18 protein-coding genes are annotated in these 20,140 nt (G+C 64.8%); 7 read left to right on the top strand and 11 right to left on the bottom strand.

Translation table 11 applies throughout. From position 1 onward, the window contains the following. Positions 1-22 precede the first annotated feature (22 nt). From IMX18_RS17710 to IMX18_RS17730, 5 genes are all read right to left on the bottom strand, one after another. Positions 23-1,855: an ABC transporter ATP-binding protein gene (locus IMX18_RS17710; RefSeq protein WP_015269297.1), complete on the bottom strand. Its 1,833-nt coding sequence runs from the start codon at positions 1,853-1,855 to the stop codon at positions 23-25. Then, positions 1,848-2,480 carry a DsbA family protein gene (locus tag IMX18_RS17715; protein ID WP_015269296.1) on the bottom strand — a complete coding sequence of 211 codons (633 nt, stop codon included), beginning with the start codon at positions 2,478-2,480 and terminating at the stop codon, positions 1,848-1,850. Before IMX18_RS17715 ends, IMX18_RS17710 begins: the two co-directional genes overlap by 8 nt. Before the next feature lie 3 nt (positions 2,481-2,483). Beyond that, complete coding sequence (trhO, locus tag IMX18_RS17720; RefSeq protein ID WP_013971443.1) at positions 2,484-3,416, bottom strand: oxygen-dependent tRNA uridine(34) hydroxylase TrhO; 933 nt, start codon at positions 3,414-3,416, stop codon at positions 2,484-2,486. Positions 3,417-3,642: 226 nt separating this feature from the next. Beyond that, positions 3,643-3,939 carry a BolA family protein gene (locus tag IMX18_RS17725; protein WP_003252644.1) on the bottom strand — a complete coding sequence of 99 codons (297 nt, stop codon included), beginning with the start codon at positions 3,937-3,939 and terminating at the stop codon, positions 3,643-3,645. 10 nt (positions 3,940-3,949) lie between these two features. Then, positions 3,950-4,474 (bottom strand): DUF2059 domain-containing protein, encoded by a 525-nt coding sequence (locus tag IMX18_RS17730; RefSeq protein ID WP_003259051.1) that lies wholly within the window; start codon positions 4,472-4,474, stop codon positions 3,950-3,952. Between the two features lie 155 nt (positions 4,475-4,629). Between IMX18_RS17730 and IMX18_RS17735 the strand changes: the two genes are divergently transcribed. After that, positions 4,630-6,024, top strand: coding sequence for a class II fumarate hydratase (locus IMX18_RS17735; protein ID WP_015269295.1), 1,395 nt, complete (start codon positions 4,630-4,632; stop codon positions 6,022-6,024). A gap of 131 nt (positions 6,025-6,155) precedes the next feature. Here IMX18_RS17735 and IMX18_RS17740 read toward each other — a convergent pair whose 3' ends face one another. Next, positions 6,156-7,121: a DMT family transporter gene (locus IMX18_RS17740; RefSeq protein ID WP_102085112.1), complete on the bottom strand. Its 966-nt coding sequence runs from the start codon at positions 7,119-7,121 to the stop codon at positions 6,156-6,158. Positions 7,122-7,376: 255 nt separating this feature from the next. Continuing rightward, positions 7,377-8,870 (bottom strand): polyphosphate:AMP phosphotransferase, encoded by a 1,494-nt coding sequence (pap, locus tag IMX18_RS17745; protein ID WP_015269293.1) that lies wholly within the window; start codon positions 8,868-8,870, stop codon positions 7,377-7,379. 153 nt (positions 8,871-9,023) lie between these two features. Between pap and mnmC the strand changes: the two genes are divergently transcribed. The 5 genes from mnmC to IMX18_RS17770 all read left to right on the top strand — a co-directional run bounded on the left by mnmC (position 9,024) and on the right by IMX18_RS17770 (position 16,478). Further along, positions 9,024-10,988 (top strand): bifunctional tRNA (5-methylaminomethyl-2-thiouridine)(34)-methyltransferase MnmC2/FAD-dependent 5-carboxymethylaminomethyl-2-thiouridine(34) oxidoreductase MnmC1, encoded by a 1,965-nt coding sequence (mnmC, locus tag IMX18_RS17750; protein ID WP_217190910.1) that lies wholly within the window; start codon positions 9,024-9,026, stop codon positions 10,986-10,988. A 227-nt stretch (positions 10,989-11,215) separates the two neighbouring features. Next, positions 11,216-13,003: an N-acetylglutaminylglutamine amidotransferase gene (locus IMX18_RS17755; RefSeq protein ID WP_015269291.1), complete on the top strand. Its 1,788-nt coding sequence runs from the start codon at positions 11,216-11,218 to the stop codon at positions 13,001-13,003. Between the two features lie 3 nt (positions 13,004-13,006). Then, complete coding sequence (gene ngg / locus IMX18_RS17760) at positions 13,007-14,752, top strand: N-acetylglutaminylglutamine synthetase (protein WP_054573481.1); 1,746 nt, start codon at positions 13,007-13,009, stop codon at positions 14,750-14,752. Between the two features lie 130 nt (positions 14,753-14,882). Then, positions 14,883-16,067 (top strand): osmoprotectant NAGGN system M42 family peptidase, encoded by a 1,185-nt coding sequence (locus tag IMX18_RS17765; protein WP_085617662.1) that lies wholly within the window; start codon positions 14,883-14,885, stop codon positions 16,065-16,067. Between the two features lie 183 nt (positions 16,068-16,250). Continuing rightward, positions 16,251-16,478 (top strand): YheU family protein, encoded by a 228-nt coding sequence (locus IMX18_RS17770; RefSeq protein ID WP_013971435.1) that lies wholly within the window; start codon positions 16,251-16,253, stop codon positions 16,476-16,478. 52 nt (positions 16,479-16,530) lie between these two features. Here IMX18_RS17770 and csrA read toward each other — a convergent pair whose 3' ends face one another. Next, positions 16,531-16,719 (bottom strand): carbon storage regulator CsrA, encoded by a 189-nt coding sequence (gene csrA, locus IMX18_RS17775; RefSeq protein ID WP_003259056.1) that lies wholly within the window; start codon positions 16,717-16,719, stop codon positions 16,531-16,533. A 120-nt stretch (positions 16,720-16,839) separates the two neighbouring features. Then, on the bottom strand, positions 16,840-17,649 hold the full coding sequence (locus tag IMX18_RS17780) for an SDR family oxidoreductase (protein WP_100413208.1): 810 nt from the start codon (positions 17,647-17,649) through the stop codon (positions 16,840-16,842). A 281-nt stretch (positions 17,650-17,930) separates the two neighbouring features. On the opposite strand from IMX18_RS17780, the gene IMX18_RS17785 reads away from it, so the two are divergent. Beyond that, entirely contained in the window at positions 17,931-18,083 is a 153-nt protein-coding gene (locus IMX18_RS17785; RefSeq protein ID WP_013971433.1) for a DUF3309 family protein, read from the top strand. A gap of 54 nt (positions 18,084-18,137) precedes the next feature. Here the strand turns inward: IMX18_RS17785 and IMX18_RS17790 are convergent, their stop codons facing one another. Then, positions 18,138-19,802, bottom strand: coding sequence for a cation acetate symporter (locus tag IMX18_RS17790; protein WP_013971432.1), 1,665 nt, complete (start codon positions 19,800-19,802; stop codon positions 18,138-18,140). Continuing rightward, entirely contained in the window at positions 19,799-20,110 is a 312-nt protein-coding gene (locus IMX18_RS17795) for a DUF485 domain-containing protein (RefSeq protein ID WP_003260090.1), read from the bottom strand. Before IMX18_RS17795 ends, IMX18_RS17790 begins: the two co-directional genes overlap by 4 nt. Positions 20,111-20,140 lie beyond the last annotated feature (30 nt).

Raw genomic sequence — 20,140 nt, forward strand, 5'->3', positions numbered from 1 at the left:
GCTCGCACAGGCAGCCACAAATTCAGCTCTGCTGCAGGTGCCCGTAAAGCTTGGCATACAACCCACCCTCGGCAATCAGCTGCTGGTGGTCGCCATCCTCGGCCACATGCCCGCCGTCGAACACCAGCACCCGGTCGGCCTGTTTCACCGCCGACAGGCGGTGGGCGATGATCAGTGTGGTGCGGCCGCTGAGGAAGCGCGCCAGGGCCTGGTGCAGGTTGTATTCGGTGGCGGCATCCAGGGCCGAGGTGGCTTCGTCGAGGATCACCACCTTGGGTTCGGCCAGCACCATGCGGGCAATGGCCAGGCGCTGGCGCTGGCCACCGGACAAGCGCACGCCAGAGCGCCCCACCACACTGTCCAGGCCCTGCGGCAAGGCGGCGATGGTGGCATCCAGCTGGGCGATGCGCAGTGCCTGCCAACAGGCCTCGTCGCTGCAGTCACGGCCCATGGTCAGGTTGGCGCGCACGGTGTCGTTGAACAACGACGGGTGCTGCAACACCACCGCGACGTTTTCACGCAGGGTTTCCAGGCCGATTTCCTGCAGGCTGGCACCGCCAAAGCGGATGGTGCCGGCCTGGGCGCTGTAAAGCCCCAGCAACAGCTGCACCAGGGTGCTCTTGCCGCCACCGCTGGCGCCGACGATCGCCACCTTCTCGCCCGGGGCGATGGACAGGTCGAGGTGCTCGAGCACCGGCTCGTCGGCATAGGCAAAGCGCAGGTCGCGTACTTCGATACCTACCGTCTCGCGGCCGGCGAACGGGTTGCTGGCCGCCGGGTACTGCGGCTCGTCGGCACGTGCCAGCAGCTCGTTGAGGCGGCTCAATGCGCCGCCGGCGGCGTAGTAGGCGTATTGCAGGTTGAGCAGTTGCTCCACCGGGCCGATCATGAACCACAGGTAGCTGAATACCGCCAGCATCTGGCCGATCGACAGGTCGGAGAACAGCACGGTGAGCATGGCCGCGGCGCGGAAGATATCGATGCCGAACTGGAACAGCAGGCCACTGGCGCGGCCGCTGGCATCGCTTTTCCACTGCGAGTCCACGGCGTAGTCCCGCACTTCGCGGGCGCGCAGGCCAAGGCGACCGAGGAAGTAGCCCTGGCGGTTACCGGCGCGGATTTCCTGAATGGCGTCGAGGGTTTCCGCCAGCGCCTGGGTAAAGCGTGCGGTGCTGTCGTTCTCGAGCTTTTTCAGGTGCTTGACGCGCTTGCCCAACTGCACGGTGAAATAGATCACCAGCGGGTTGAACAGCAATATCAGCATGGCCAGCTGCCAGTGCATCCAGATCAGGATGGCCGCCGTGCCGGTAAGGGTCAGCATGGCAACCAGGAAGCGGCTCAGGGTTTCGCCGACGAACTTGTCGAGGGTGTCCAGGTCGGTGACCAGGTGGGTGGTCACCGTGCCGCTGCCCAGGCTTTCGTACTCCTTCAGCGAGATGCGCTTGAGCCGCTCGATCAGGCGAATGCGTAGGCGGTAGACGATGTCCTTGGCCAGGCCGGCGAACAGCTTGGCCTGGATCACGTTGAACGCCAGGGCGGCCAGGCGCAGGCACAGGGTCAGCAGCAACATCAGGCCGATGTAGCCCGCCGCCACCTGCCAGCTGGACGGCAGCAGGTGGTTCATCCACTTCAACGCGGCATCGCCATGGCCCAGCAGCACTTCATCCACCAGCAGCGGCAACAGCAGCGGGATAGGCACGCTGCAGCAGGCCGCCAATACGGCGATTAGGTTGGCGGACCAGAGGTTTTTCTTGTGATGCAGGGCCAGGCGGCGGATTTCCGCCCAGCTCAATCTATCGGCCACAGTGTGAGGTTTGCCCGGTACCGGGTCGGGTGACCCAGGCACATCAAGCACAGGCGGCCTGCTGCAGCCAGCGGCCGAGCAAGGGTTGCAGGCGCTCCAGCGGCTGATAGCCGTTGGTCAGCAGGGCCAGTTGGCCATTGCGTTCGGCCAGCAAGGTCGGGAAACCGGCGATGCCCAGGTCCTGGGCCCAGCTGAAATCGGCTGCAGTGGCGGCGCGGGTGTCGGCACAGGCGAAGGCCTCGGCGAACACGGTGCGGTCGAAGCCTGCCTGTTCGGCCAGGTCGACCAGATGCGGTGCAATGGTGACGTCCACTCCCTGCTCGTAGAACGAACGCTGGATCAGCGCCAGCAGCGGCCAGACGCGTTCGGCGTCCAGCTCGCGGGCGGTGACCAGGGCACGGCAGGCCGGCTCGGTGTCGTAGACGAAGCCGTCGGGCATGGCCCCCTCGAAGCGGAACGGCTGGCCGGTGGCGTCGGCCACCGCCTGCCAGTGTTCAAGGATGTACTTGCGGGTAGAGCTGTCCAGGGCACTGCCGCCGGTACGCAGCCCGCCTGGCACCAGGCGGGTGGGCACGCCTGCGTCACGCGCCTGGGCGATCAGGGCCGCGGCCACGGGTGCGAAACCCCAGCACCAGGAGCACATCGGGTCCATCACATAGATCAGGCGTGCAGACATGCATCAAGCCTCGGCTTTGTAGTTGTAACCGATCGGGTGCGGCAGGTTGCGGGCCTTGGCCAGCTCGATCTGCTTCTGCCGGTCGATGGCGCTACGCCGGGTCTTCTCGCTCAGGGTGTCCCAGCAGTGCGGGCAGCTGACCCCTGGCGAATAGTGCTCGGACGCGCGCTCCTCTGCGTTGATCGGGTGGCGGCAGGCGTGGCACTGGTCGTACTCGCCTTCGCTCAGGTCATGGCGCACCGTGACGCGGTTGTCGAAGACGAAGCAGTCGCCGTCCCACAGGCTTTCTTCCTGAGGCACTTCCTCGAAGTATTTCAGGATGCCGCCCTTAAGATGATAGACCTCCTCGAAGCCTTCACCGAGCATGTAGCTGGAGGCTTTTTCGCAACGGATACCGCCGGTACAGAACATGGCAACCTTCTTGTGCTTGCTGGGGTCGAAGTTGGCCTTGATGTAGTCGGGGAACTCGCGGAAGGTTTCGGTCTTCGGGTCGATGGCGCCCTTGAAGGTGCCGATGGCCACTTCATAGTCGTTGCGGGTGTCGATCAGCAGTACTTCCGGGTCGCTGATCAGCGCGTTCCAGTCCTTGGGCTCGACGTAGGTGCCGACCGCCTGGTTCGGGTCCACGCCCGGTACGCCGAGGGTTACGATCTCTTTCTTGAGCTTGACCTTGGTGCGGTAGAACGGCTGTTCGTCGCAGTACGATTCCTTGTGGTCGACATCGGCCAGGCGTGGGTCGTTGCGCAGCCAGGCCAGCAGGCCGTCGATGCCTTCGCGGGTGGCCGACACGGTGCCGTTGATGCCCTCGTGGGCCAGCAGCAGGGTGCCCTTGACGTTGTTGTCGAGCATGGTCTTGAGCAGCGGCTCGCGCAGCTCGACGTAGTCTTCCAGGGTGACGAACTTGTACAGCGCCGCGACGACGATGGGTTGGGACATGAAGCAGGATCTCCAGTGGTTGCCCTCGTAAGGGGCGGACCGGGTTTGACAGTGTGACAAAAAAGCGGGGGCGCTTTACGCCCCATTCGCGGCACAAGGCCGCTCCTACAGGGGAATGCACCAGCCGACGGGCTGCGCTATCCCTGTAGGAGCGGCCTTGTGCCGCGAATGGGCCGCAAAGCGGCCCCCGGATTTTGCAGGATTCTACCAGAACAACAGCAAGGTTTCAGTGCCCGCCGCCCGCGCACACCGGCGAGGCCGGTGCAACGCCGACCTTGGCCCACTCTTCGGCGGTGTAGGTGTGGATGGCCAGGGCATGGATCTCGCCCATCAGCTCACCCATGGTGGCGTACACCTTCTGGTGGCGCTTGACGCTGTTCAACCCGGCAAACTGCTCACTGACGATCACTGCCTTGTAGTGGGTCTCCTGACCACGACTGTGCATGTGGCTTTCATTGAGCACTTGCAGGTGTTGCGGCGCCAGGGCGGCCAGCTGCTGTTCGATACGCTGTTGCATGGTCATCGCGGCGTACTCACTTCTTCGCCGGGGCGGCGGCCTTGCCAGCGTTCGGGTCCAGTTCCTTGGTCATGTCATCCAGCAGCTTGTTCACCACCGGCACCGCTGGCTCCAGGCTCTGCTGGGTCAGCTGAGCCGACTGCTGGGTGACCTTGGGCATTTCGCGCAGCACTTTCTTGCCCAGCGGCGATTCGTAGAACTTGACCAGGTCCTTGAGCTCCTGCTCGGTGAAGGTCTGGGTGTACAGGTCGACCATCTTCGGCTTCAGCTTGTTCCAGCCGATGGCGTTGTCCAGCGCGGCGTTGGCCTTGGCCTGGTAGCTTTCCAGCACCGGCTGCTTGGTGGCCGGGGCCTTGGTCTGGGCGAAACGTTGGGCGAACATCTGCTGGACCTGCATGTACACCGGGGTGCCCAGCTTGTCGGCGTTGGCCAGGGTCAGGAATTTCTCGGCAGCAGCGTTGTGGCTGGCGGTGGCAGCGAGTACCTGGCCGCTGGCGCAAGCCAGGGCAACGGCGGCACAAAGGACACGGAGACGGGTCATTGCATTTCCTTCAGAAGAGAGGGAGGCGGGTACCTCAGAGTAGAGCATTCTGCGCCGTGGTGGCGATGTGCTCAAGTGGCACGACGAGCGACTGAACCGCTCGGTCGAATCAGGGCCTAAACTGCGATTTCGAACTACAAGGGAGTGAGTACAGAATGAGCCGTATCGAGACAGACAGCCTGGGCCCGGTCGAAGTTCCTGAGGACGCCTACTGGGGTGCGCAGACCCAGCGTTCGCTGATCAACTTCGCCATTGGCAAGGAACGCATGCCCATCGCGGTGCTGCATGCCCTGGCGCTGATCAAGAAGGCCGCGGCACGCGTCAACGACCGTAACGGCGACTTGCCGGCCGACATCGCCCGGCTGATCGAACAGGCCGCCGACGAAGTGCTGGACGGCGAGCATGACGACCAGTTCCCGCTGGTGGTCTGGCAGACCGGCAGCGGCACCCAGAGCAACATGAACGTGAACGAAGTGATCGCCGGGCGGGCCAATGAGCTGGCCGGCAACGGCCGTGGCGGCAAGGCGCCCGTACACCCCAACGACCACGTCAACCGCTCGCAGAGCTCCAACGACTGCTTCCCCACCGCCATGCATATCGCTGCGGCGCAGGCGGTGCACGACAAGCTGCTGCCGGCCATTGCAGAGCTGTCCTCGGGGCTGGCCGAGCTGTCGGCACGCCACCACAAGCTGGTAAAGACCGGTCGCACGCACATGATGGACGCCACGCCGATCACCTTCGGCCAGGAGGTATCGGCCTTCGTCGCCCAACTCGACTACGCCCAGCGTGCCATCCGCGCCACCCTGCCGGCAGTGTGCGAGCTGGCTCAGGGCGGCACTGCCGTGGGCACCGGGCTCAACGCCCCGCACGGTTTTGCCGAAGCCATCGCCGCCGAGCTGGCGGCGCTGTCCGGCTTGCCGTTCGTCACTGCGCCGAACAAGTTCGCTGCCCTCGCCGGCCACGAGCCACTGACCAGCCTGGCCGGCGCCCTGAAGACCCTGGCCGTGGCCCTGATGAAAATCGCCAATGACCTGCGCCTGCTGGGTTCCGGCCCGCGCGCCGGGTTGGCCGAGGTACGCCTGCCGGCCAACGAGCCGGGCAGCTCGATCATGCCAGGCAAGGTCAACCCTACCCAGTGCGAGGCGCTGTCGATGCTGGCCTGTCAGGTGCTGGGCAACGACGCGGCGATCGGCTTTGCCGCCAGCCAGGGGCATTTGCAACTGAACGTGTTCAAGCCGGTGATCATCCACAACTTGCTGCAGTCGATCGAATTGCTGGCTGACGGCTGCCGCAACTTCCAGCAGCACTGCGTGGCGGGCATCGAGCCGGATGCCGAGCAGATGGCGGCGCACCTGGAACGGGGGCTGATGCTGGTGACGGCGTTGAACCCGCATATTGGCTATGACAAGGCAGCGGAAATTGCCAAGAAGGCCTATGGCGAAGGCAAGACCTTGCGCGAGGCGGCACTGGAATTGAAGTACCTGACCAATGAGCAGTTCGACCAGTGGGTGAGGCCGGAGAACATGCTGGCTCCGGGGGGCAAAGGCTGACAGCTCAGAGACCGCGCTCCCCTGTAGGAGCGGCCTTGTGTCGCGATGGGCTGCGCAGCAGCCCCAGAAATCTCGGCAGCAACATAGATTTCTGGGGCTGCTGCGCAGCCCATCGCGACACAAGGCCGCTCCTACACAGAGCGCGCAACCCTCTTGAACTTGCGGGCGCGCCACCCGGCCACCAGCGAAGGCCCCAGTGCCACCAGCGCCGAGCCCAGCACCACGGTCACCGCCCCCACATAGCCCAGGGCATTGATGTCCTCGGCGTGCACATAATCAGGCCAGACCAACGCCGCCAGTGCCACCGCGACAAAGGTCACCAGCGGGGTCAGCGCCAGCGTGGCACTCACCCGCGACGCCTCCCAGTGCGCCAGCGCCTCGGCGAACGCGCCATAGGCCACCAGGGTGTTCAGGCAACAGGCCAGCAACAGCCAGCCTTGCACCGGGGTCAGCTGCAACGCCTCCAACGGGTGGGCCCAGGGTGTCAGCAGCGCGGCGCAACTGAGGTAGATCACCATCATTACCTGCTGCGAATGCCACACCGTCAGCAACTGCTTCTGGCTGAGCGCATAGAACACCCAGACGCTGGTGGCCAACAGGATGGTCAGCACGCCGGTGGTATAGGTGCCGAGCGATGTCAGCAGCTCTTCCAGGCGCTGGTTGAAAAACAGCCCGAACCCCGCCAGCAGGATCAGCAGGCCCACGCCCTGCCCCAGGCTGAAGCGTTCGCGGAACACGAACACGCTGGCCACCAGCAACAGCACCGGGCCGATCTGCACGACCAGTTGCGCAGTGCCCGGGCTGAGCAGGTTCAGGCCAATCAGGTACAGCACGTAGTTGCCCATCAGGCCAAGCACGGCCACTACCACCAGGCCTTTGCGCTTGGGCGTCAGCTTGCTGAAGGAAGGCAGCCTGCGCTTGGCGGCCAGCCAGGCGAACAGCAGGCCGCCGGAGACCAGCAGGCGGTACCAGGTGACGGTGACCGGGTCGACCACTTGCAGCACCTGCTTGAGCTTGATCGGCAGGATGCCCCAGAGCAACGCCGTCAAAAGTGCCAGGAAAAGGCCATAGCCCCAGCGGCCGGTAATGGTGTGCATAAAATCCTCGATCGAGCCCGTGGTGGGGGTGGTTGAATTCTACGGGCTTGGAGGGCGGGGACGGTGGTGGGTGCCGGGAAAAGAATTCATCAGGCCATTCTTCTGCGGCATGGCTTGGCAGGTGTGCTGCCTGTTCTGGCCCTTTCGCGGGCACGCCCGCTCCCACTGGGACCCCACAAGATTCAGAGTGTGTGCAAATCCTGTGGGAGCGGGCGTGCCCGCGAAGAGGCCAGAACAGGCAACCAACAAGCCTGGCTATTTCTTGTCCCTGGCAAACGCCGCCTCAAGCGCCTGGTTGATGGTGCGCAACACCTTCACCCGCGCCCAGCGCTTGTCGTTGGCCTCCACCAGCGTCCACGGCGCAATCTCGGTGCTGGTGCGGTCGACCATGTCGCCCACCGCCTGGACATAGTCGTCCCACTTGTCGCGGTTGCGCCAGTCATCCTCGGTGATCTTGTAACGCTTGAACGGGATCTGCTCGCGCTCTTCGAAACGCTCCAGCTGGGTCTGCTGGTCGATCGCCAGCCAGAACTTGACCACCACCGTGCCGGCATTCACCAGCTGTTCCTCGAAATCGTTGATCTCGCTGTAGGCACGCATCCAGTCGGCCGGGCTGCAGAAGCCTTCCACACGTTCCACCAGCACCCGGCCATACCAGGAACGGTCGAAGATGGTGAACTTGCCACGCGCCGGAATGTGCCGCCAGAACCGCCACAGGTATGGCTGCGCGCGCTCTTCTTCAGTGGGCGCGGCAATGGGCACGATGCGGTACTGGCGCGGGTCCAGCGCTGCCGCCACGCGGCGGATGGCGCCCCCTTTGCCGGCAGCGTCGTTGCCTTCGAACACCGCCACCAAGGCATGCCGACGCATGTGCTTGTGGCGCAGCAGGCCGGCCAGGCGGGCCTGCTCGGTGACCAGTTGCTCCTGGTAGTCGGACTTGTCCAAGCGCAGGGTCATGTCCAGCGCGCCGAGCAGGCTGCGCTGGTCGATGCTGCGGCCCAGCGGGGCGACGTTGCCCTGGTGCTTGCCTTTGGGATTGTTGTCCAGTGCCGCCTGCAGGCTTTCCAGCAGGATGCGCCCTACCGCCAGGCTGCGGTAGTTCGGATCGACGCCCTCAATGACATGCCATGGCGCGTAGTCGCGGCTGGTGCGGCGCAGCACGCGCTCACCAAAGCGCACGAAACGGTCGTAGGTTTCCGACTGCTGCCAGTCCAGCGGGCTGATCTTCCAGCTGTGCAGCGGGTCGTCCTTGAGCGATTTCAGCCGCGCCTTCATCTGCTTCTTGGACAGGTGGAACCAGAACTTGATGATCAACGCACCTTCGTCGCACAGCATCTCTTCCAGGCGTTCGGCGCCGGTGATGGCCTGGTCGAGCACGGCATCCTTGAACACCCCGTGCACCCGCCCCTGCAGCATCTGGCTGTACCAGTTGCCGAAGAACACGCCCATCCGCCCCTTGGGTGGCAGGGCCCGCCAGTAGCGCCAGGCTGGCGGGCGGGCCAGCTCTTCGTCGGTCTGCTGGTCGAAGGTGAGCACATCGATCATGCGCGGGTCCATCCACTCGTTCAGCAGTTTGACCGTCTCGCCCTTGCCGGCGCCTTCGATACCGTTGATCAGCACGATCACCGGGAAGCGCGCCTGCTGCTTGAGTTCGTACTGGGCTTCGAGCAGGGCCTCGCGCAAAGCGGGTACCTCGGCGTCGTAAGCCTCCTTGTCGATGCTGTGGCCGATTTCTGCGGATTCGAACATGCACTGGCTCCTTCAATGGATAAGCAAGACTAGCGGATTTGAAGGCTTGTGCAGTACTTGTGGGAGCTGGCTTGCCGGCGATAGGGCCGGCACAGCCAGCGCAAAATCCTCAGATGGCATAAAATCCGCCCATCCGCTGCAACCGAGCCAACCATGTCCACCCTCCTCCAGCACGCCCAGATCGACTGGGACGACCAGGGCCGCCCCCATTCGCGGCAATACGACGACGTCTATTTCGCAGTCAACGAAGGCATCGAAGAAACCAGGCACGTGTTTCTCGGGCAAACCCGTCTGGCCGAGCGCTTTGCCAACCTCGCCCCGCACGCCTGCGTGGTGATCGGCGAAACCGGGTTCGGCACCGGCATGAATTTCTACTGCGCCTGGCAACTGTTCGAGCAGCACGCCCATGCCGAGGCCCGCCTGCATTTCGTCAGCGTCGAAAAATACCCCCTCGGCCGCGACGATCTGGCCCGCGCCATACGCCTGTGGCCGGAACTGGCGGCCTACAGCCAGCCCCTGCTGGAGCAGTACGTGGCAGTGCACCCTGGCTTCCAGCAGTTCACCTTCGACAACGGCCGGGTCACCCTCACCCTGCTGATAGGCGACGTACTGGAGCAGCTGCCGCAACTCGATGCGCAGATCGATGTGTGGTTCCTCGACGGCTTCGCGCCGGCCAAGAACCCCGACATGTGGACCCCGGAGCTGTTCGCGCAACTGGCACGGCTGTCACACACGGGCACGGTGCTAGGCACCTTCACCACCACCGGCTGGGTACGCCGCAGCCTGGTCGATGCCGGCTTCGCCATGAAGAAGGTGCCGGGCATCGGCAAGAAATGGGAAGTGATGAGCGGCGCCTATGTCGGCCCTGTGCCCAGCCCCGGTGCGCCATGGTATACGCGCCCGGCTGCCGTTGCGGGGCCGCGTGAAGCGCTGGTGATAGGCGCCGGGCTCGCCGGCAGCACCACCGCCGCCAGCCTGGCACGGCGTGGCTGGCAGGTTACCGTGCTGGAACGCCACGACACGCCGGCTCGGGAAGCTTCGGGTAACCCGCAAGGGGTGCTGTACCTCAAGCTGTCCGCCCATGGCACGGCGTTGTCGCAGATGATCCTCGCCGGTTTCGGCTATACCCGGCGCCAGCTGCAGCGCCTGCAACGTGGCCACGACTGGGATGCCTGCGGCGTGCTGCAACTGGCCTTCGACAACAAGGAAGCCGAACGCCAGGGCAAACTGGCTGGCGCCTTCGAACATGGCCTGCTGCACTCGCTGGAACGTGCAGAAGCCGAAGCCATCGCAGGTGTGGCCTTGCAGGCTGGCGGGCTGTTCTATCCCGAAGGTGGCTGGGTGCACCCGCCGGCGCTGTGCCAGCAGCAGTTGCAGCACCCGGGTATTCGCCTACTGACGCACCAGGAGGTGCTCGAGCTGCGCAAGGTCGACGGGCAGTGGCAAGCCTGGGCTGGCGAACGTTTGCTGGCCAGCGCGCCGGTGGTGGTGCTGGCCGGTGCCGCCGACATACTGCGCTTCGAACCATGCGCGCAGCTGCCGCTCAAGCGCATCCGCGGGCAGATCACCCGCCTGCCGGCCACCCCCAGCAGCCGCGCGCTGCGCACCGTGGTGTGTGCGGAAGGCTATGTAGCGCCGCCGCGCGGCGATGAACACACCTTGGGCGCGAGCTTCGACTTCCACAGCACAGACCTGGCGCCGACGGTAGCCGAGCACCAGGGCAACCTGGCATTGCTGGACGAGATTTCGGTCGACCTTGCCCAGCGCCTGGGCGCCGCCGAACTGGACCCCGGGCAGTTGGAAGGCCGTGCAGCGTTCCGTTGCACCAGCCCGGATTACCTGCCGATCGTCGGGCCGGTGGCGGATGCGCAGGCGTTCGCCCAGGCATATGCAGTGCTGGGCCGGGATGCGCGGCAGGTGCCGGATGTGGCCTGCCCCTGGCTGGATGGGTTGTATGTGAACAGCGGGCACGGCTCGCGCGGGTTGATCACGGCGCCGTTGAGCGGCGAACTGGTGGCGGCGTGGGTATGCGGGGAACCGCTGCCGTTGCCACGGGCGGTGGCGGAGGCGTGCCACCCGAATCGGTTTGCCTTGCGCAGGTTGATTCGTGGGAAGTGATCGGGCCGGGGGCTGCTGCGCAGCCCAATCGCCGGCAAGCCAGCTCCCACAGGGACCGCGTAAGGCCCCAGGCCTGTGGTGAACCTGTGCGGGCGAGCCCGCGAAGGGCTGCGCAGCAGCCCCATATAACAGATCGATCTAAAACTCTCGCAAACCACATGGGTCAGTTCCTTAAGGTGCCCTAATCCGGGGCACCCCCTCCCCAACGGAAAAACCGGTAAGGACCTATGTGCGGATTAGCAGGAGAGTTGCGTTTTACACCCATCGACCAAGCCCCTCGCCCAGCCGACCTGGCTGCGGTAGAGCGCATAACCCACCACCTGGCGCCCCGCGGCCCGGATGCCTGGGGCTTCCATAGCCAAGGCCCGATCGCCCTCGGCCACCGGCGCCTGAAAATCATGGACCTGTCCGACGGCTCTGCCCAGCCGATGGTGGACAACACCCTGGGCCTGTCGCTGGCCTTCAACGGCGCCATCTACAACTTCCCCGAACTGCGCCAGGAGCTGCAAGCCCTGGGCTACAGCTTCTGGTCCGACGGCGACACCGAGGTGTTGCTGAAGGGCTACCACGCCTGGGGCGCGGCCCTGCTGCCCAAGCTCAATGGCATGTTCGCCCTGGCCATCTGGGAACGCGACAACCAGCGCCTGTTCCTCGCCCGCGACCGCCTGGGCGTAAAGCCCTTGTACCTGTCGCGCAACGGCGAGCGCCTGCGCTTCGCCTCGACCCTGCCAGCGCTGCTCAAGGGTGGTGACATCGACCCGATGCTCGACCCGGTGGCACTCAACCACTACCTGAATTTCCACGCCGTGGTGCCGGCGCCACGCACCCTGCTGGCCAACGTGCAAAAGCTGGAACCCGGCACCTGGATGCGCATCGATCGTCATGGCGAAGTGGAACGCCAGACCTGGTGGCAGCTGCACTACGGCGCCAACCCCGATGAACGTGAGCTGGACCTGGAAGGCTGGACCACCCGCGTGCTCGACGCCACCCGCGACGCCGTGGCCATTCGCCAACGGGCAGCAGTGGACGTAGGTGTACTGCTGTCTGGCGGGGTCGATTCCAGCCTGCTGGTCGGCCTGCTGCGCGAAGTGGGCGTGGATGACCTGTCGACCTTCTCCATCGGTTTCGAGGATGCCGGTGGCGAACGCGGCGACGAGTTCCAGTACTCCGACCTGATCGCCAGGCACTACGGCACCCGTCACCACCAGCTGCGCATTGCCGAGCACGAAATCATCGACCAGTTGCCAGCCGCCTTCCGCGCCATGAGCGAACCCATGGTCAGCCATGACTGCATCGCCTTCTACCTGCTGTCGCGGGAAGTGGCCAGGCACTGCAAGGGCGTGCAAAGCGGCCAGGGCGCCGACGAGCTGTTCGCCGGCTACCACTGGTACCCGCAGGTGGACGGCGCAGAGGATGCCTTTACCGCCTACCGCGAAGCCTTCTTCGATCGCAGCCACGCCGAGTACCGCGACACCGTGCAGGCACCCTGGCTGCTGGAAAGCGACGCAGCGGGCGACTTTGTCCGTGAACACTTCGCCCGCCCTGGCGCCCCCGATGCGGTAGACAAGGCGCTACGCCTGGACAGCACGGTGATGCTGGTCGACGACCCGGTCAAACGGGTCGACAACATGACCATGGCCTGGGGCCTGGAGGCGCGCACGCCATTCCTCGACTACCGGCTGGTGGAGCTTTCGGCACGCATTCCGGCACGCTTCAAGCTGCCCGACGGCGGCAAGCAGGTGCTCAAGCAGGCGGCGCGGCGGGTGATCCCGCACGAGGTGATCGACCGCAAGAAGGGCTACTTCCCGGTGCCGGGCCTGAAGCATCTGGAAGGCGCCACCCTCGGCTGGGTACGTGAACTGCTGACCGACCCCAGCCAGGACCGCGGGCTGTTCAACCCGGCCATGCTCGACCGCCTGCTGAGCAACCCGCACGGCCAGCTGACACCGCTACGCGGCTCCAAGCTGTGGCAGCTGGCGGCGCTGAACCTGTGGCTGAGCGAACAAGGAATCTGACCGATGAAAGCCCATGAAATCGCTTACGGTCAGCGCCTGCTGCGCGGCCAGGCGCCGTCCTACGAGCGCCTGCAGGCGCGCCTGGCCGGCGACGGCAGCCAGCCCCACGACCAGCCGCGCGCCGTACATTGCGGCTGGGGCCGGCTGCTGATCGGCCACACCTACCCCAACCCGGCCGACCTGGCCGCCGACCTGCTGGAAGAACGCCCCGGCGAGCGCGATATCGCCCTGTACGTGGCCGCGCCGCAGCAGCTGCTGGCCCAGGCCCCGCAGCAACTGTTCCTCGACCCGTCCGACACCCTGCGCCTGTGGTTCACCGACTACCGCCCGGCGCAGCGGGTGTTCCGCGGCTTTCGCGTGCGCCGGGCGCAGAACCCGGGCGACTGGCAGGCGATCAACACCCTGTACCAGGCGCGCGGCATGTTGCCGGTGGACGCCGAGCTGCTTACGCCTCTGCACTTGGGCGGCCCGGCGTACTGGCTGGCCGAGGACGAAGACAGCGGCGCGGTGATCGGCAGTGTCATGGGCCTGAACCACGCCAAGGCGTTCGACGACCCCGAGCACGGCAGCAGCCTCTGGTGCCTGGCGGTAGACCCGCACTGCACCCGCCCCGGCGTGGGCGAGGTGCTGGTGCGCCATCTGATCGAACACTTCATGAGCCGCGGCCTGGCCTACCTGGACCTGTCGGTGCTGCACGACAACCGCCAGGCCAAGCGCCTTTACCAGAAGCTGGGTTTTCGCAACCTGCCGACCTTCGCGGTCAAGCGCAAGAACGGCATCAACGAACAGCTGTTTCTGGGGCCGGGGCCTCAAGCCGACCTCAACCCCTACGCACGCATCATCGTCGACGAAGCGCTGCGTCGAGGCATTGAGGTACAAGTGGACGATGCCGCTGGCGGCCTGTTCACCCTCAGCCTGGGCGGGCGCCGCATTCGCTGCCGTGAGTCGCTCAGCGACCTGACCAGCGCCGTGACCATGACCCTGTGTCAGGACAAGCGCCTTACCCAACATGCCTTGCACAATGCCGGGCTGCAGGTGCCGGCGCAGCAGCTGGCCGGCAATGCCGACGACAACCTGGCGTTTCTCGAAGAGCATGGCGCGGTGGTGGTCAAGCCGGTCGACGGCGAGCAAGGCCAGGGCGTGGCGGTGAACCTCACCTGCATCGACGACATCACCCAAGCCGTGGCGCATGCCCGCCAGTTCGACAGCCGCGTGTTGCTGGAGAGCTTCCATGCCGGGCATGACCTGCGCATCGTGGTGATCGGCTACGAAGTGGTGGCGGCAGCCATCCGTCACCCAGCGCAAGTGCTGGGCGATGGCAAGCACAGCATCCGCGAGCTGATCGATGCCCAGAGCCGTCGGCGCCAGGCCGCAACCGGTGGCGAAAGCCGCATTCCACTGGACGACGAAACCGAGCGCACCCTGCGCGCGGCGGGCTTTGGCTACGACGACGTGTTGCCCGCCGGCCAGCGCCTGGCCGTGCGACGCACCGCCAACCTGCACACCGGCGGCACCCTGGAAGACGTGACCGAACGCCTGCACCCGGTGCTGGCCGAAGCCGCCGTGCGCGCTGCACGGGCGCTGGAGATCCCGGTGGTGGGGCTGGACTTCATGGTGCGTGATGCCGGGCAACCGGAGTACGTGATCATCGAGGCCAACGAGCGTGCAGGGTTGGCCAACCATGAACCGCAACCGACCGCCGAGCGTTTTATCGATCTGCTGTTTCCGCATAGCCGGCCTTTGGCGTAAAGGCTGATGGCCTCTTCGCGGGCTCGCCCGCTCCCACAGGTCCAGCACAGCCCACGAGACTTGTGGGGTTCCTGTAGGAGCGGGCGTGCCCGCGAGGAGGCCGGCACAGGAGTAAAGGAGCCCCCCAACCATGTCCGACCGACATCCCGAACCCGATCTCGACTACCTCAAGCGCGTGCTGCTGGAGATGCTCGCCATCCCCAGCCCCACCGGCTTCACCGACACCATCGTGCGCTACGTGGCCGAGCGCCTGGACGAACTGGGCATCCCTTTCGAGCTGACCCGCCGCGGCACCATCCGCGCCACCCTCAAGGGCCGGCAAACCTCGCCCGACCGCGCCGTGTCCGCTCACCTGGACACCATCGGCGCCAGCGTGCGCCAGTTGCAGGACAACGGCCGCCTGGCCCTGGCGCCGGTCGGTTGCTGGTCCAGCCGCTTCGCCGAAGGCAGCCGGGTCAGCGTATTCACCGACACCGGCGTATACCGGGGCAGCGTGCTGCCGCTGATGGCCAGCGGGCATGCTTTCAACACCGCCATCGACCAGATGCCGGTCAGCTGGGAGCACGTTGAGGTACGCCTGGACGCCTACTGCGCCACCCGCGCCGACTGCGAGGCGCTGGGTGTAAGCATCGGTGATTTCGTTGCCTTCGACCCGCTGCCCGAATTCACCGAAAGCGGCCACATCAGCGCCCGCCACCTGGACGACAAGGCCGGCGTGGCAGCGCTGCTGGCGGCGCTGAAAGCCGTGGTGGAAAGCGGCCGCCAACCGTTGATCGACTGCCACCCGCTGTTCACCATCACCGAAGAGACCGGCTCGGGAGCGGCTGGCGCCCTGCCCTGGGACGTCAGCGAGTTTGTCGGCATCGACATCGCCCCGGTGGCGCCCGGGCAGGCCTCCAGCGAACATGCAGTGAGCGTGGCCATGCAGGACTCGTCGGGGCCTTACGACTACCACCTGTCCCGGCACCTGCTGAAACTGGCCGGCGACCACGACCTGCCGGTGCGGCGCGATCTGTTCCGCTACTACTTCAGCGATGCCCATTCGGCAGTGACGGCGGGGCACGATATTCGTACCGCGCTGGTAGCCTTTGGTTGCGATGCCACCCATGGCTACGAGCGAACACACATCGACAGCCTGGCGGCGTTGAGCCGCTTGTTGTCGGCGTACCTGCTGAGCCCGCCGGTGTTTGCCAGTGATTCGCAGCCGGCCAATGCGTCGTTGGAGCGCTTCAGCCACCAGCTGGAACATGATGCACAGATGGAGAGCGATACGCGGGTGCCGGCGGTGGATAGCCTGGTTGGCAACAAAGGCTGAGGGCCCTGGGGGCTGCTTTGCAGCCCAATCGCCGGCAAGCCAGCTCCCACAGGATAACCACAGGCCCAGGCTTTGTGCTGTCCCTGTGGGAGCTGGCTTGCCGGCGATTGGGCCGCAACGCGGCCCCAAAATCCCGAATATTTCGCGTAGCATGCCCCCACCAAGACCCTAGGCAACGCCACCATGCTGATCCCCTACGACCAACTGCAAGCCGAAACCCTGACCCGCCTGATCGAGGACTTCGTCACCCGCGACGGTACCGACAACGGCGACGACACCCCGCTGGAAACCCGCGTGCTGCGGGTGCGCCAGGCATTGGCCAAGGGCCAGGCGTTCATCCTTTTCGACCCGGAAAGCCAGCAGTGCCAGTTGCTGGCCAAGCATGATGTGCCCCGCGAGCTGCTCGACTAACAGATCTGACCTCTTCGCGGGCGTGCCCGCGAAGAGGCCGGCACAGGCAACATCAAACCCTGCGGGCCTTGGCCTGCTGCCCTTCCTTGATGCGCTTGTACACCTCGGCCCGATGCACCGGCACTTGCCGCGGTGCATCCACTCCAAAGCGCACCATCCCGTCCCGCGTTTCCACGACCATGATCCGAATGTCATCACCAATCACGATGATCTCTCCCACTTCGCGCCCTATTACCAGCATGCTCCGTTCCTCCAGCGAAAGGGAAAACCGGAGCCTGCCTTGGCGGCATAGGGCTACTCAATAGTTCTACCGTGATTCAGAAGCACCCTACATCTGCCGGTAACTTTCCTTACAGACGAATCATCGCGACTGAGCCTTGGCCCGCATTTTCACCGCCATCTCAGCCATCTCGTCATACAGCCGCTCAGGTGCCTGACGCTTCAGTTGCCAGGCCTGGCGCCCGGCCTCATGGGGCAGGATCAGGAACTCACCAGCGGCAACCTGCCGGTGGATGTATTCGGCGATGTCCGCCGCATTGATCGGCGAGCCTTCAAGCAGCTTGCCAACCTGGGCTTTCATCGCCGGGTTCGGCCCGCGGAACGAGTCCAGCAGGTTGGTCTGGAAGAAAGACGGGCACACCACGTGCACCGCCACTTCCAGTTCGCGTAGCTCGACCAGCAGGCTTTCCGACAGGGCCAGTACGCCGGCCTTGGCCACGTTGTAGTTGCTCATGCCCGGCCCCTGCATCAGCGCAGCCATCGAGGCGATGTTGATGATTCGCCCCTTGCTGCGCTCCAGCAGCGGCAGAAAGGCCTTGCAGCCCTTGACCACACCCATCAGGTTGACCGCGATCTGCCAGTCCCAGTCCTCCAGCGACAGTTCGGCGAAGAACCCGCCCGAAGCGACGCCGGCGTTGTTGACGATCACATCGATACCACCGAACTGCTCGGTGCAGGCCTGGGCCAGGGCGGTGAGCTGGCTGTAGTCGCGCACGTCGCAACGCTGGGCAAAGCCTTCGCCGCCAGCTGCGCGGGCCAGCTCCAGGGTTTCGCGCAGGCCGGCTTCGTTGACATCGGCCAGCGCCAGGCGCCAGCCCTCACGCGCCCAGCGCAGGGCGATCTCGCGACCGAGGCCGGACCCGGCGCCGGTAATCATGATGCGGTTTTGCATGGTGACTGGCCTTGTTCTGATGGGTTGTGCAACCAGTCTAATCAAGGCCTGGTGGGCAGGCAGGGTTCATCAGGGTAGTGAATGGACGGGCATGACTGTGTGGTTAGCCTGCACCGGCTGCTCCTGCAGGGACCGCACACACTTGTAGGAGCAGCCTTGTGCTGCGAAGAGGCCGGTACAAGCCCTACACAAATGGAATCTTTGACACTCACCACCAGTCCTTATTTACAAGAGGCCAGCAGTCCGAGGCCCTTGACCCTCAACCACGCAAGGACTCCGTCATGACAACGATTCTCATCATCATCCTGATCCTTCTGCTGATTGGTGGCTTACCGGTCTTCCCGCACTCGCGCAGCTGGGGCTATGGCCCGTCCGGCATCATCGGCGTGGTGCTGGTAGTTCTGCTGGTTTTGTTGCTGCTAGGCATGATCTAGCGGCGAAAACACAAAAAAACCGCGCCGAAGCGCGGTTTTTCATTGCCGGAAGGATCAGTGCGAAACAGCACCCGAAGCGCCCAGGCCAGTCTGCGAACGCACGAACTGCGGGAAGAACAGCGCACGTTCGTCTTCGGCAGCCTTGGACTTGTCGGTGACCGAGAAGAACCAGATACCGACGAAGGCGATCAGCATCGAGAACAGCGCCGGGTACTCGTACGGGTAGATCGGCTTCTCGTGGCCGAGGATCTGCACCCAGATGGTCGGGCCGAGGATCATCAGCGTCACCGCGCTCACCAGGCCCAGCCAGCCGCCGATCATCGCACCGCGGGTGGTCAGCTTCTTCCAGTACATCGAGAGCAGCAGTACCGGGAAGTTGCAGCTGGCCGCGATGGAGAACGCCAGGCCGACCATGAAGGCGATGTTCTGCTTCTCGAACAGGATACCCAGGCCGATCGCCAGTACGCCCAGGGCGACGGTGGTGATCTTCGACACGCGGATCTCGTCCTTGTCGTTGGCCTTGCCCTTGCGCCATACACTGGCGTACAGGTCGTGGGACACCGCCGAGGCACCGGCCAGGGTCAGGCCGGCGACCACCGCCAGGATGGTGGCGAAGGCAACAGCCGAGATGAAGCCGAGGAACACGCTGCCACCCACGGCGTTGGCCAGGTGCACCGCTGCCATGTTGTTGCCACCCAGCAGGGCGCCAGCGGCGTCCTTGAAGTCCGGGTTGGTGCTGACCAGCAGGATGGCGCCAAAGCCGATAATGAAGGTGAGGATGTAGAAGTAGCCGATGAAGCCGGTGGCGTACAGCACGCTCTTGCGCGCTTCCTTGGCGTCACTGACGGTGAAGAAGCGCATCAGGATGTGCGGCAGGCCGGCGGTACCGAACATCAACGCCAGGCCCAGCGAGAATGCCGAGATCGGGTCCTTGACCAGGCCGCCCGGGCTCATGATCGCCTCGCCCTTGGCGTGCACCTTGATTGCCTCGGAGAACAGGGTGTTGAAGTCGAAGCCAACGTGCTTCATCACCATCAGCGCCATGAAGCTGGCACCGGACAGCAGCAACACGGCCTTGATGATCTGTACCCAGGTAGTGGCCAGCATGCCGCCGAACAGTACATACAGGCACATCAGGATACCCACCAGGATCACCGCCACGTGGTAGTCCAGGCCGAACAGCAGCTCGATCAGCTTGCCGGCACCGACCATCTGCGCGATCAGGTAGAACGCCACCACCACCAGCGAACCGGAGGCCGACAGGGTGCGGATTTCCTTCTGCCCGAGGCGGTACGAGGCCACGTCGGCGAAGGTGTACTTGCCCAGGTTGCGCAGGCGTTCGGCGATCAGGAAGAGGATGATCGGCCAGCCGACCAGGAAGCCGATCGAATAGATCAAGCCATCGTAGCCAGAGGTGAACACAAGTGCAGAAATACCCAGGAACGAGGCGGCCGACATGTAGTCACCGGCAATCGCCAGGCCGTTCTGGAAGCCGGTGATCTTGCCACCGGCGGCGTAGTAGTCCGACGCCGACTTGTTGCGCTTGGAGGCCCAGTAGGTGATACCGAGGGTGAAGGCGACGAAGGCCACGAACATGGCGATCGCGGAGACGTTCAGCGGTTGCTTCTGCACCTCGCCGGTCAGGGCATCGGCGGCCCACACGGCGGGTGCGAAGGCTCCGCAGGCCAGTACGGCCAGGGCTTTGGCGTGGCGAATCATTGTTGCGCCTCCTTCAGGATGGCCTTGTTCAGCTCATCGAATTCGCCGTTGGCGCGGCGTACGTAGATGGCGGTCAGGACGAATGCCGAGACGATCAGGCCGACGCCCAGGGGGATGCCCCAGGTAATCGACGACTCAGGGCTGAGCTTGGTGCCCAGGATCTGAGGACCGTAGGCGATCAGGAGGATGAAGGCGCAGTACAGGCCGAGCATGATCGCCGAGAGAATCCAGGCGAACCGTTCGCGTTTGGTGACCAGCTCCTTGAAGCGGGGGCTGTTTTGTATCGAGAGGTAAATGCTGTCGTTCATTGTTTTTGTCCTAGCAGCACAGATAGGGGT

Source organism: Pseudomonas shirazica, assembly GCF_015168335.1.
GTDB classification, from domain to species: Bacteria; Pseudomonadota; Gammaproteobacteria; order Pseudomonadales; family Pseudomonadaceae; genus Aquipseudomonas; species Aquipseudomonas asiatica.

What these genes read in the sequence shown, in the direction of transcription:
- IMX18_RS17715 (WP_015269296.1), bottom strand. Translation starts at nt 2,480, where the DNA reads ATGTCTGCACGCCTGATCTATGTGATGGACCCGATGTGCTCCTGGTGC.
- trhO (WP_013971443.1), bottom strand. Translation starts at nt 3,416, where the DNA reads ATGTCCCAACCCATCGTCGTCGCGGCGCTGTACAAGTTCGTCACCCTG.
- IMX18_RS17725 (WP_003252644.1), bottom strand. Translation starts at nt 3,939, where the DNA reads ATGACCATGCAACAGCGTATCGAACAGCAGCTGGCCGCCCTGGCGCCG.
- IMX18_RS17730 (WP_003259051.1), bottom strand. Translation starts at nt 4,474, where the DNA reads ATGACCCGTCTCCGTGTCCTTTGTGCCGCCGTTGCCCTGGCTTGCGCC.
- IMX18_RS17735 (WP_015269295.1), top strand. Translation starts at nt 4,630, where the DNA reads ATGAGCCGTATCGAGACAGACAGCCTGGGCCCGGTCGAAGTTCCTGAG.
- IMX18_RS17740 (WP_102085112.1), bottom strand. Translation starts at nt 7,121, where the DNA reads ATGCACACCATTACCGGCCGCTGGGGCTATGGCCTTTTCCTGGCACTT.
- pap (WP_015269293.1), bottom strand. Translation starts at nt 8,870, where the DNA reads ATGTTCGAATCCGCAGAAATCGGCCACAGCATCGACAAGGAGGCTTAC.
- mnmC (WP_217190910.1), top strand. Translation starts at nt 9,024, where the DNA reads ATGTCCACCCTCCTCCAGCACGCCCAGATCGACTGGGACGACCAGGGC.
- IMX18_RS17755 (WP_015269291.1), top strand. Translation starts at nt 11,216, where the DNA reads ATGTGCGGATTAGCAGGAGAGTTGCGTTTTACACCCATCGACCAAGCC.
- ngg (WP_054573481.1), top strand. Translation starts at nt 13,007, where the DNA reads ATGAAAGCCCATGAAATCGCTTACGGTCAGCGCCTGCTGCGCGGCCAG.
- IMX18_RS17765 (WP_085617662.1), top strand. Translation starts at nt 14,883, where the DNA reads ATGTCCGACCGACATCCCGAACCCGATCTCGACTACCTCAAGCGCGTG.
- IMX18_RS17770 (WP_013971435.1), top strand. Translation starts at nt 16,251, where the DNA reads ATGCTGATCCCCTACGACCAACTGCAAGCCGAAACCCTGACCCGCCTG.
- csrA (WP_003259056.1), bottom strand. Translation starts at nt 16,719, where the DNA reads ATGCTGGTAATAGGGCGCGAAGTGGGAGAGATCATCGTGATTGGTGAT.
- IMX18_RS17780 (WP_100413208.1), bottom strand. Translation starts at nt 17,649, where the DNA reads ATGCAAAACCGCATCATGATTACCGGCGCCGGGTCCGGCCTCGGTCGC.
- IMX18_RS17785 (WP_013971433.1), top strand. Translation starts at nt 17,931, where the DNA reads ATGACAACGATTCTCATCATCATCCTGATCCTTCTGCTGATTGGTGGC.
- IMX18_RS17790 (WP_013971432.1), bottom strand. Translation starts at nt 19,802, where the DNA reads ATGATTCGCCACGCCAAAGCCCTGGCCGTACTGGCCTGCGGAGCCTTC.
- IMX18_RS17795 (WP_003260090.1), bottom strand. Translation starts at nt 20,110, where the DNA reads ATGAACGACAGCATTTACCTCTCGATACAAAACAGCCCCCGCTTCAAG.